An 11488-nucleotide genomic window follows, 5' to 3' on the forward strand; every position below is an offset into this window, starting at 1 on the left:
ATTTAATGATTCATCAATAAAGTAGGCGGTTCTTAAAACTGCGGTACAATTTCTGTACAGCAAAACGTGCGGTGCTTGGCAGGTAATTTATTACCCATTTCTATTGATCAAGTGGCGGCACATAAAACCAAAGGTAAATACAATGAAACAAGATATTCATCCAGCTTACTCTGCGCTTACTGCAACTTGTACTTGTGGTAATACTCTGAACCTTAATTCAACTGCCGGTAAAGACATGCACATCGACGTATGTAGCAACTGTCACCCTTTCTACACAGGTCAACAAAAAATGTTGGATACTGGTGGTCGTGTTGATCGCTTCAACAAGCGTTTCGGAGCACGTCGCACTACTGCTCAATAAGCAGTGGAATGATTGTGAACGCACTAAAAAAGCGCCAAGTTTTCTTGGCGCTTTTTTTGTTTTTGTCCTTTACGATTCGAGCATCCGAGCTGTGTGAAGCGACGGATGAACTTGAAAAAGCTAAAATTAAAAAAGTGGTGGATGGAGATACAATACATCTAACCGATGGACGTAAAGTTCGTTTGGTGGGCATAAATACACCAGAGCTAGATCATAAGTATGGTCGTCATGATTCTTATGCCGTTGAAGCGACTGCTTTTCTTCGTTCGCTTGTAGATCAATTTGTTTATATTCAAGAAGCAAAAAGCGGCCGGGATCGATATGGTCGACACTTATATTACCTTTTTGATAAAGATCGTATTTCACTAACAAGTCAGTTACTATCCGAAGGACTTGGTTATCGTATTGCGGTGCCGCCTAACTTGGCATATCAGGCGTGTTTTAAAAACGCTGAAGCCGTAGCCCGTAGCGCCCACAAAGGATTATGGCAGCAAACCTTGCAATGGCAGCCAAAAGCTGGATTTGCAATATCTCGTGTCACCATCACATCTATTACTAAGAACCGAGGCGGTTGGTGGTTAGAAACCAATCAGGATCTAGTGATTAATTTGTCACCCTCTGTCATGGATTATTGGCCTGCCCAAAAAGTGTTTTATCTTGAAGGCAAGGAAATAGAAGTACGAGGTTGGCAACATCAAAGAAAAAATCGTAATACAGCATTTAAGTCTTGGGTACTTTCTGTAAAGCATCCTAATGATTTGTCTGAAATCAAATCTTCTATTTATCATTGAATGATAGAATATTGCTATGGTTTCATACTTTAAAGAGTTGTTTATATAGACTACTCTAGTGATACAGAATGATAAGGTTCCACTTTTGAAGCTTTTTAAGTTTTGAAACAAGGGCCAGTTTGGCTATATAAAACTAATTAATAACACCAAATAGACGGAAACATCACAATGGCAGAAGATATTATGCAAGCTGCACTGGATTACCATGAGTATCCAGTTCCAGGTAAACTAAGCGTTACTATTACTAAACCAACGGCAACCGCCCGTGACCTTGCTCTAGCTTATAGTCCAGGTGTGGCTGAGCCTTGTCGTGAAATCGCAAAAGACCCAGAAAATGCTTACCGTTACACAGGTAAGGGTAATCTCGTTGCGGTTATCTCTGACGGTTCTGCAATTCTTGGCTTGGGTAACTTAGGTCCATTAGCAAGTAAGCCAGTAATGGAAGGTAAAGGTTTATTGTTTAAACGCTTTGCTGGTATTAACTCTGTTGATATAGAAGTTGAGTCTGAAAGTCCGCAAGCTTTTATCGATACTGTTGCTCGTATTGCTAACACATACGGTGGCATCAACTTAGAAGACATCAAAGCTCCTGAATGTTTTGAGATCGAACGCCAATTGATTGAGCGTTGTTCTATTCCTGTTTTCCATGATGATCAGCATGGTACTGCGATTGTAACGGCCGCTGGCCTTTTGAACGCGCTTGAACTTCAAGGTAAAAACATTGCGGATGCAAAAATTGTTTGCTTAGGTGCTGGTGCTGCAGCGACAGCTTGTATGAAGCTGATTATTGCTTGTGGCGCACAACGTGAAAATATTTTTGTCCTTGACCGTAAGGGTGTGATTCATTCTGGCCGTGATGATTTGAATCAGTTTAAAGCTATGTTTGCGATCGACACTGATAAGCGCACCTTGGATGATGCTATTGTTGGTGCGGATGTTTTCATCGGTGTATCTGGTCCAGATTTATTCTCTGCTGATCAACTTAGTAAAATGGCCGCGAATCCAATTGTTTTTGCTTGTTCAAATCCTGATCCAGAAATTAATCCTGAGTTGGCTCGTGCGACTCGTGATGACTTGATCATGGCAACGGGTCGTTCTGACTACCCTAACCAAGTAAACAACGTACTTGGCTTTCCTTTCATCTTTCGTGGTGCATTAGACGTTCGTGCGACTAAGATCAACGAAGAAATGAAAGTGGCAGCGGTTCACGCATTGAAAGACCTTGCGAAAGAAGAGGCACCAGCAGATGTAGTTGCAGCGTATGGCGGCACAGCATTGAGCTTCGGTAAAGAATATATCTTGCCAAAACCAATGGATGCTCGTCTTCTTAACGTTGTTTCTGCAGCGGTTGCTCGTGCTGCAGTCGATTCTGGTGTGGCAATGCTTCCATACCCAAATTTTTATCCGCTTGAAAACCTTGATCACTTTGGTGTTTAAGTAAAAAGTGCTGTATAAAAAAGGCGATATCTGATTCAGATATCGCCTTTTTTCTATTAAAGAAAATTGTGTGATGTAGGCAATCGACTACTTCTTTAGAATAAATTCTCTAATGCATTATTTTCTTGTTTCTCTTCTTGCACTTCATTACCTGCATTATTGTTCAAGGCGGGTAGATCTAGTTCGCGCTCTGGTGGAACGTGCTCCTTTCTGAAGATTTCGAAAATCGCATTTGCTTGACCAGGTAAAGCGCGTTCTCCCGTTTTAGGGTCGATACGTACGGTCACCAGTGATGAAGGTTTTGTCACAAAAGAAGACGGTGAGTCTTTCAACGCGTAACGCATGTAGTCTATCCAAGGTGGTAAAGAGACTGAGCCACCCCATTCCCCACGACCTAATGGTGAAGAGTTATCAAAGCCGCTCCAGACTGATGTCACTATATCTCCATTAAATCCGGAGAACCATGCATCACGACCATCGTTTGTTGTTCCTGTTTTACCTGCAATGTCATCACGACGAAGTACAAGAGCACGTCGTCCAGTACCGTATTTAATAACATCACGCATCATGTCATAGATGATGTAGTTAACTTCTGGGTCGAGAACTTGGGGTGCGAGAGGTAAGCTACGGATGCCGTCATTTGTCTCAAATAAGCCCATTTGAGGTTCATCTGACGTTGTTTTCTCAAGTTGTGTACAGGTTACACAAACCGTTAATGGGTTGGCTTGGAATAACACTTCGTTGTTTCTATCGACCACTTTATCAATCAAGTAAGGCTGAATTTGATATCCGCCATTCGAGAAAACAGCATAACCTGCAGCAATTTGTAGAGGAGATAAATTTGCACTGCCTAGCGAAAGAGAAAGGTTGTGCGGCAGTTCATCAGGATCAAACCCAAAGCGACGTAAGAAATTAAGTGTTGGGCGAATTCCTAATTCATCAAGCAAACGAACAGACACAATATTTTGTGATCGATAAAGTGCTTGGCGTAATCGTGTTGGACCATAGAACTTACCACCATCATTTGTCGGACGCCATGCAGAAGCTAGGTTGGTATCATTAAAAACAACAGGCGCGTCATTTATGATGCTTGCCGCGGTATAGCCTCGGCTTAATGCACTGGCATAAACGAAAGGTTTAAAGTTCGAGCCAGGTTGGCGTTTTGATTGGGTGATTCGATTGAACTTGTTCTCATAGAAATTAAAGCCACCGACTAAAGCTTCGATACCACCGTTTTTACTGTTTAATGAGATAAGGGCAGTTTGAACCGTTGGTTTTTGTGTTAATACCCAGCCCAGCTTTTCATGTGGGCGAAGACGAATGATGTCTCCTGGTACGAGAACGTCTCCCATTATGGTAGGAGGTTTGCCTTGTGAGTTTTCATCGATATAAGGTTTTGCCCATTTCACGGCATCCCACAACAAGGTTGCACGGCTGCCATCAGCTAAACGAACATCAGCCGTGTTTTCTTCTGTCGAAATCACTAATGCTGTCTGCCAATTGCTGAACCGAGAAATATCTTGCAGGGCTTTTTCTTGTTCTTCTAATGGTGCGTCGATGAGATCAATACGTGTTTCGATAGAGCCTCGGTAACCATGACGAGTATCGTAATTCAGAACACCATTGAATACGGCTTCGTTAGCGGCTTTCTGACGTCCAGAATCTATGGTTGTATAAACTGTCATGCCAGTACTATAAAGGTCGTCACCAAAGGTGCTATAGAGTTCAGAACGAACCATTTCAGCAATATAGCCAGCTTCAATATCGGGTGTCACTCCGTGATTTTTAGAAGTGATAGGTGCTTCAACAGCAGTTTGGTAAGCAACTTTGTCAATCATGCCTAATGACAGCATACGTTGTAGAATCCAGTTACGGCGAATTAGGGCACGAGAAGGGTTTACGACAGGGTTGTAGCGAGAAGGTGCTTTTGGTAATCCTGCGATCATAGCAAGTTGAGCAAGGTTTAAATCAGCAAGGTTTTTGCCATAGTAAACTTGTGCTGCGGCTTCAAAACCATAAGCCCGATTACCTAGATAAATCTTATTAACATAAAGTTCGAGGATTTCGTGTTTACTAAGTTCACGTTCCATTTTTAACGCGATAAATATTTCTGTAAATTTACGAGTATAAGTCTGTTCGAATGATAGAAAGTAGTTCCTTGCTACCTGCATGGTGATGGTACTACCACCCCCTTGTTTTTGTCCGGTAGTAATTAATTGAACAACCGCTCGACCTAAACCTAAGATATCAACCCCAGGGTGATGGTAAAAGTTAGTGTCTTCTGCGGCTAAAATAGCATGTTCTAAATCTTTTGGTATTTCAGCATAATCTATCGGTGAGCGACGTTGTTCGCCGAATTCACCTATAAGTTGGTTATCGGCGGTATAGATACGTAATGGGATTCTTAGCTCAATATCTTTGAGTTCTTCAACCGTTGGGATGCGATCTTTTACATTATAATAAACGGCATAGGTTATGCCCGCAGCGCAAAGAGCACCAAGGAGACCTAGAATAAGTAATATTTTGAATGCCTTAGCCATATAAAACCAATTTATGCTGTATGGAAAATGGCATTATACCTAAGATCTTCTCAAATTTGGCGCTTAACTTTGCATCAAATCGTGTTATCTTGTTAATTAATTGGTAAGGAAGCCAAAAGAAATCCTCGCTCTTATTGCTTAATATTTCAAGGATGAATGATGAAGCTTATGAACGCTTATTCTGTGGCTGTGTACTCGACACGGAAATGCATACTTTTCAATGGAACTGATGTTGATCAAATAACTTCTTCTTTATTTCAGGAAGAAGTTACAGCTCCCAATGTTGCCCAACTAGAATCTATTCAAAAAGATATTTCGTTTTATAACATACGCTCTAACAGTGCCCTTCATAGTAAAGTTTGCAATGGTTTCCTTAACGACAAAGCTAGAGTGATTGTCGTTGTACCTGATAATTGGATTTCAGTCTCTCAGCACCGAGTTGATCATATTATTCCAAGAGCATTAGAGCCCCTGGCTGCACTGAGCTATGCTCTAGAAACAACCTTTACTGAGCCAGAAACCTTGATGTTTAATTATCGACAGAGAGTGCTGGAAGGAAAACAGTCCCAGTTAACTGTGTTTGCCTGTACCTGTGAGTGGAGAGCTCAATTATGCTCACCTTTTCAAGCATTCGGAGCTTCTTGTATTTTGATGTCTCAAGCCCAGTGGTTTGATGTGTCAGTACGTAATCGTTCTTGGTCTTTTTTACGAAAGCATGCCTTATCCATTTATCAACCTGAAAAAGAAATAAACAAAAGGGCGTTACGACTCTGGGGGCTTCTCGTTTTGTGCAGTGTACTTGTTCACAGCGGGGCGTATTTCTATTTTTGGGCCTTGCAACAGCAAACCGAAAAAGTGCTGACTGATCGTCAAGGTATCGTAACGCTTAAATCTGAATGGGAATCTAGTGCCACAAGTACGGCTTTTGTTGCATCTGCACTCGCCTTTATTCAAACCTTGCCTACTTCAGTTCGCCTTGTGCAGTTTGATGCTGGTTTTGATCAAGCTGTTCTTCAGGTGACCTTGCCACGACAAGAACTTGCTCCATTGCTTGGTCGCTGGCGTCAAGATTATTCCTCTTGGCAGTTTACATGGAAGCGAGAATTTGATGATCAACCTAGTGGGTTAAGTGGTGAGGAGGTGATGGATGATATCTCTATTGAAATATCTAAGAAATAACACTTCTTCGTTTTATAAAATTAAAGGGTCGATGGTTTGTCTCTTTATTATGTTGCAGTTGGCACTTTGGTATCCACTCCTGTCAGACGCTCAAAATGATATGAATCGCCGGCTAAAGCAAAAAGAGCGAGCAGAAATAGAATGGAGGCGAATACAAGAACAAGCAGATAGGCTTAAAAGTGCTGCATTTATAAGTACGCCTTGGGTGAATCATCGTATTGTGTCGGAAAAAATTGCAGTTCCTACCCAATGGTTACTTGAAGGTAGTGCTGGAATTGTTGAGTGGCAAAACTTACTTGAAAAAGTAGAAGAACATGTGGCTCTTGGTTTGCAATCTGTTTATTGGGAAAAAGAACTGAATGGTCAATGGCAAGGGCGACTACTGTTCGATATTAAAACGCCTAAGGCAAATCGGGAGTATCACAATTGGTTACCGGAAAGATTACGGAGCAATCCTTTTATAGAAAAAGATTGGCGAATTTTATCGACAATGAGAGAGGGGAGTAACACATCGGCTCTATTGGCTCATAAACAGCAACGGCACTGGGTTCGGCAAGGAAGCTGGTTGCCTTCAGCTGGTTTGACTGTTAATGAGGTGTCTTTTGATCAAGTAACGTTAATGACTAAAGATGGTTCCAAAATATCATTAACAGTTCGAGAGAAAGGTGATGGAGGTGATTAAATTGAAAATTAGAACTTTGTTGCTGGTTGTATTGTTTTGGTCTCGTACTGGGTTTGCTATGGATGTGTATTTTGAAGGTCGTGCTTTACAAGAAGTACTACCTTGGTTGGCCTCTCAGATGAACGAAAGTGTCGTTATTAGCCCCGAAATAAAAGAAGAACTTACGTTATCAATTAAAGACGCTAGCTGGAAAGATGTAATGGAGGCTGTTGCACAACAGCCAAACATACATCTTGAATGGCAAGGTCGAGTTGCTGTTTTAATGCCAGCGTTTGAACCTACAATCAGAGGTGCTGAATCGAAAGCAGCTCGTTGTCAGCGTTCTTATTGGATGATCAAGCATGCTAAAGCGGAAGCGGTCGGTGCGCACTTACAAACATTATATCCATCCCTATCTTTAGTTGTAGACAGCCGTACGAATTCAATAGTGACGTATTCCTGTGATGTTCTTGATGGCTTACAAGAAACTTTGGCTTGGTTAGACGTGCCGCTGCGGCAAATTGAAATTAGTGCGCAAATTGCTCAAGTTAGCCGAACTGCGCAATCACAGTTTGGAGTGAACTGGACAACGCAATTATCAGAGGGTGTGCGTTCATCTGTTGGTGGTGCTGTGGATTTAGGAGCGTTGGTGCCAACAACGAATCTTGATTTTTCCAGTATTGGAACTTCAAGTTTATTGTCTTTTACGCTGGATATGATGGAAAGTGAAGGCACCGCGGACATTGTTTCTAAACCAAGAATTGTTACATCTGAAGGGCAAATGGCGCGGATAGAGTCGGGTACAGAAGTACCATATCAAACAGTGAATGATGATGAAGTTAGCGTCGACTTTAGACAGGCTGCTCTTATGTTGGAAGTGACTCCTTTTGTAAAAGAGGATGATCGTATTTTATTGTCTTTAAATATACATCAAGACTCTGTTGGAGATTTGGTTAATGGTGTCCCTAGTTTAGAAACCAATCGGTTAAAAACACAAGTGGTAGTGAAAAACCAAGAAACCTTGGTTTTAGGCGGCATTTTTAGGGAAGAACAGTTCGAGACAGAAAGCAGAGTGCCTTTCTTGAGCGCGATACCATGGTTGGGTGAGTTGTTCAAAAGACGGCTAAAACAACAAGAAAAGGTTGAATTACTTGTATTTATTACGCCAAAGCTGCTACAAATGTCAGATAACTAGGCCGCAGTCCAAATCTGCTTAACTCCGATGTAATTGAATACAATGATAAAAGCCCCCAATATTATTTTAGTAGGCCCAATGGGCGCTGGAAAAACAACGATAGGCCGTTTGATTTCTCAATCGATGGGTAAAGAGTTCTATGACCTAGATAAAGTCATAGAAGACAATGCCGGTGCTGATATTCCTTGGATTTTTGAAAGGGAAGGAGAAGACGGCTTTCGAAAGAGAGAAACGCAAGCTTTAGCGTCAATCATTCAAGAGGATACAGGTAACTCTGTATTGGCAACGGGTGGTGGTATTGTGATGCGTGAAGAAAATCGCGATCTGCTTCGAGACGATGCATTGGTTGTTTATTTGTATGCCTCTGTTTCACAGCAGCTGTACCGGACTTCAAAAAGTACACATCGTCCTCTTTTACAAACAGGCGACCCTAGAGCCACCTTAAGAAAGTTATTTGAAGTGCGTGATCCTCTTTATCGAGACGTTGCGACTCTAGTAATAGAAACTGATGCTCGTCATCCAAAGGCCGTGGCTAACAAGGTGTTGGATGCGATAAAACGACATCTTAAAATGGAGACCTCTGTATCTTAATGCGTACGTTAACCGTTGATCTTGGTGATCGCAGCTATCCTATATTTATAGGGCATGGTATTCGTCACAAAAAAGCGCTTTTTGATGACGCCATTCATGGTAAGCAAGTCATGATAGTGACAAACGAAACCATAGCACCCTTGTATCTTGATGCGATGGTGTCGATGCTGTCTGCTGACTATAAAGTAGATACTTGTGTATTACCTGATGGTGAAGTTTTCAAAACGTTGGAAACATATGGCACCATTATGACGGCACTGTTAGAGGCAAAGCATAATAGAACCACGACTGTAATTGCTCTAGGTGGCGGTGTTGTTGGTGATATGGCTGGCTTTGCCGCAGCAACGTATCAGCGTGGTGTACCTTTTATTCAGGTTCCGACTACCTTGCTATCACAAGTGGATTCCTCCGTTGGTGGTAAAACCGGTGTAAATCATCCTCTTGGGAAGAACATGATTGGTGCGTTTTATCAGCCTCAAGCAGTGATTATTGATACTGAAACCTTATTGAGCTTACCTCAACGGGAATTGTCAGCAGGTATGGCTGAAGTCATTAAATACGGTTTAATTTGTGACGCACCATTCTTTGACTGGTTAGAGCAAGAGATGTCTACTTTGATGTCGTTAGACAATGACAAAATTAGTGAAGCGATTTATCAATCTTGTTTGGCAAAAGCAAAGGTTGTTGCACAAGATGAAAGAGAAGGTGGTATTCGTGCTATTTTAAATCTCGGTCATACTTTTGGTCATGCGATTGAGACTGAAATGGGCTATGGTAACTGGTTGCATGGTGAAGCTGTAGCCGCAGGAAGTGTTTTAGCGATTGATCTTTCCTGGCGTATGGGGAATCTAACTGAGCAAGATGTGAGCCGTTCAGTGGCACTTTTTCAAGCAGCAAACCTACCTGTATTACCACCTCAAAACATGACATTGGATAGTTTTATTGGGCGTATGGCGCTCGATAAGAAAGTATTAGATGGTAGCTTGCGTTTGGTTTTATTGGCTTCATTAGGAGAAGCTATTGTCACTTCAGACTTTCCTATGGAAGACTTTAATGACAGTCTGTTGGATGCGTTAGAGGCCAGTAAACAGGCTAATATTGCTTAATTTTTTTGGTGAATTATTGTTGAAGGACGACTATGTCTAAGCCAGAGTTTCAGTTTGATTTAGAGGAAGAGCTCAATCAGCCCTCCAAAGCGACGCTGAGGGACCCTTTTGGCTCAAAAGATACATCTGTCTATTTTGCATCAGAGGAAGGCAATCAACAACTTGCCTTACTTGAGCATTTAAGCCGATACAGTAGTTTGCTTTCTGTTGTTCAAGGGCCTCAGGGAAGTGGTAAAAGTCGCTTCATGATGGAGTTTGAGCGGCATCAAGACGATACAGTCATAGTAAGCAGTGTTAAAGCTTCTATGTTGATGACTGCTGGTCAGTTATTACAAGCTATTTATGCTGGTTTTGCTGACCATTTTACGCAGCCACCGAATGAAACTACCTTTGGTCCTTTACTTAAATTCTCCCATGACGCTGAAGAGAAGGGGCGATCTACCCTTGTTTTAGTTGATAATGCTCAAGAGCTAAATACTGATGCTGTCAGTATGCTATTGGATATGATGTCTTTAGCGACAGATAATCAAACAGTTCCTCATGTTGTGTTGTTTAGTGAGTACTCGCTTTCTCGTAATTTAGATACTTATCAGCGTTCACGTTATGAACAACTAAGTCACTCTTTTACACTTGCCCCTTATTCGTTAGAGCAAACCCGTGCTTATTTGCTTCATCGTGTTCGTGCTGTAGGTGGGGGAATTAATCTTCCTTTTGATGAAAAGCAAATATTGCAAATTCATCAAGAGTCTGGCGGTTATCCAGGCAAGATTAATCAAATTGCTCAGGCAATGATGGGGGCTGGTAATAAGTCTAAGAAGTCAGGCATGCGTTTTAATCTTGCTATGGGCTTTCCTTTAGCCCATATGGCGCTACTTTCTGTGGTCATGCTTGGTATTTTGGTCGCAGTGCTATTTTCGGATAAATCGTCAGAGCCTGCCGCAGACAGAACCACTAATGTGATCCCATTAAGTCCAAGGCAAGGGCAGTCATCACCAGAGACTATTGCTCGGATTGATGCAATGCAGAGAAAAATTGGACAGGAAGGTGAGATTATCTTGCCTCCAATCCCAACAGGAACATCATTGCCGCCGATTAGTACATCGAATAGAACGACAACAGATGGTCAGACAAGTGATACCGATGATAATGTAGAAGTTGTTCCAACAGCTCCTATTAGGTCTGAAGCACCATTAGTTGAAGCTGCTCCCGTTATTGAAACACCAGAAGAAGTCGTTAAGCCACCAGAAGAAAGTGTTGTAGTAACTAAAGACCCCGCAGATAAAACACAGTGGTGGTTATCACAGAATCCTAATCGTTACACCCTGCAACTCTTAGGGACACATAATATAAACGCAGTAAAAGACTTTATTCGTGCTCAAGGTAGTGTAGACGCGTTTGGTTATTTCAAATCGAAACATAAGGATAAAGATTGGTTTGTTGTTGTTTACGGTACTTATCGTAATCGCAGTGAAGCTATTGCTGCAGCAGAAACGCTTCCTAGCGATATTCGAGCTCTTAACCCTTGGGCACGCAGTGCTCGTGGGATACAAGATGATATTAATAAGGCCCAGTGATTTGTTCTGTTATCAGTATAAGTCACGTTATTTAAGCTGATTATGCTAGTTTT

The 11488-nt window shown here is 41.8% G+C and carries 10 protein-coding genes; 9 read left to right on the plus strand and 1 reads right to left on the minus strand.

Translation table 11 applies throughout. The features are described from left to right. Positions 1-142 precede the first annotated feature (142 nt). The 3 genes from rpmE to AC0L3Y_RS06810 all read left to right on the plus strand — a co-directional run bounded on the left by rpmE (position 143) and on the right by AC0L3Y_RS06810 (position 2589). Positions 143-361 (plus strand): 50S ribosomal protein L31, encoded by a 219-nt coding sequence (gene rpmE, locus AC0L3Y_RS06800; protein ID WP_473470055.1) that lies wholly within the window; start codon positions 143-145, stop codon positions 359-361. Between the two features lie 8 nt (positions 362-369). Further along, positions 370-1152, plus strand: coding sequence for a thermonuclease family protein (locus tag AC0L3Y_RS06805; RefSeq protein WP_473470056.1), 783 nt, complete (start codon positions 370-372; stop codon positions 1150-1152). A gap of 168 nt (positions 1153-1320) precedes the next feature. Further along, on the plus strand, positions 1321-2589 hold the full coding sequence (locus tag AC0L3Y_RS06810; protein ID WP_473470058.1) for a malic enzyme-like NAD(P)-binding protein: 1269 nt from the start codon (positions 1321-1323) through the stop codon (positions 2587-2589). Positions 2590-2684: 95 nt separating this feature from the next. On the opposite strand, the gene AC0L3Y_RS06815 is transcribed toward AC0L3Y_RS06810, so the two are convergent. Further along, positions 2685-5129, minus strand: a complete 2445-nt coding sequence (locus AC0L3Y_RS06815; RefSeq protein WP_473470059.1) for a penicillin-binding protein 1A — start codon at positions 5127-5129, stop codon at positions 2685-2687. Between the two features lie 168 nt (positions 5130-5297). Between AC0L3Y_RS06815 and AC0L3Y_RS06820 the strand changes: the two genes are divergently transcribed. Genes AC0L3Y_RS06820 through AC0L3Y_RS06845 form a run of 6 tightly spaced genes read left to right on the plus strand, consistent with a single transcriptional unit; the run spans position 5298 to position 11435 of the window. Next, entirely contained in the window at positions 5298-6308 is a 1011-nt protein-coding gene (locus tag AC0L3Y_RS06820; protein WP_473470060.1) for a hypothetical protein, read from the plus strand. Beyond that, positions 6277-6990: a hypothetical protein gene (locus AC0L3Y_RS06825; protein ID WP_473470061.1), complete on the plus strand. Its 714-nt coding sequence runs from the start codon at positions 6277-6279 to the stop codon at positions 6988-6990. Before AC0L3Y_RS06820 ends, AC0L3Y_RS06825 begins: the two co-directional genes overlap by 32 nt. 1 nt (position 6991) lies before the next feature. Next, entirely contained in the window at positions 6992-8164 is a 1173-nt protein-coding gene (locus AC0L3Y_RS06830) for a type IV pilus secretin PilQ (protein WP_473470062.1), read from the plus strand. A gap of 42 nt (positions 8165-8206) precedes the next feature. Next, on the plus strand, positions 8207-8755 hold the full coding sequence (locus AC0L3Y_RS06835; RefSeq protein WP_473470063.1) for a shikimate kinase: 549 nt from the start codon (positions 8207-8209) through the stop codon (positions 8753-8755). After that, positions 8755-9861: a 3-dehydroquinate synthase gene (gene aroB, locus AC0L3Y_RS06840; RefSeq protein WP_473470064.1), complete on the plus strand. Its 1107-nt coding sequence runs from the start codon at positions 8755-8757 to the stop codon at positions 9859-9861. The genes AC0L3Y_RS06835 and aroB overlap by 1 nt, the downstream gene beginning before the upstream one ends. Before the next feature lie 32 nt (positions 9862-9893). Next, positions 9894-11435 (plus strand): AAA family ATPase, encoded by a 1542-nt coding sequence (locus AC0L3Y_RS06845; RefSeq protein ID WP_473470065.1) that lies wholly within the window; start codon positions 9894-9896, stop codon positions 11433-11435. The last annotated feature ends 53 nt before the right edge of the window (positions 11436-11488 follow it).

The organism is Marinomonas sp. GJ51-14, from assembly GCF_055808695.1.

Bases quoted from the DNA above. Each gene is read 5' to 3' on its own strand.
- AC0L3Y_RS06805 (WP_473470056.1), top strand. From the start codon at position 370: ATGATTGTGAACGCACTAAAAAAGCGCCAAGTTTTCTTGGCGCTTTTT.
- AC0L3Y_RS06845 (WP_473470065.1), top strand. From the start codon at position 9,894: ATGTCTAAGCCAGAGTTTCAGTTTGATTTAGAGGAAGAGCTCAATCAG.
- AC0L3Y_RS06815 (WP_473470059.1), bottom strand. From the start codon at position 5,129: ATGGCTAAGGCATTCAAAATATTACTTATTCTAGGTCTCCTTGGTGCT.
- rpmE (WP_473470055.1), top strand. From the start codon at position 143: ATGAAACAAGATATTCATCCAGCTTACTCTGCGCTTACTGCAACTTGT.
- aroB (WP_473470064.1), top strand. From the start codon at position 8,755: ATGCGTACGTTAACCGTTGATCTTGGTGATCGCAGCTATCCTATATTT.
- AC0L3Y_RS06825 (WP_473470061.1), top strand. From the start codon at position 6,277: ATGATATCTCTATTGAAATATCTAAGAAATAACACTTCTTCGTTTTAT.
- AC0L3Y_RS06810 (WP_473470058.1), top strand. From the start codon at position 1,321: ATGGCAGAAGATATTATGCAAGCTGCACTGGATTACCATGAGTATCCA.
- AC0L3Y_RS06820 (WP_473470060.1), top strand. From the start codon at position 5,298: ATGAACGCTTATTCTGTGGCTGTGTACTCGACACGGAAATGCATACTT.
- AC0L3Y_RS06835 (WP_473470063.1), top strand. From the start codon at position 8,207: ATGATAAAAGCCCCCAATATTATTTTAGTAGGCCCAATGGGCGCTGGA.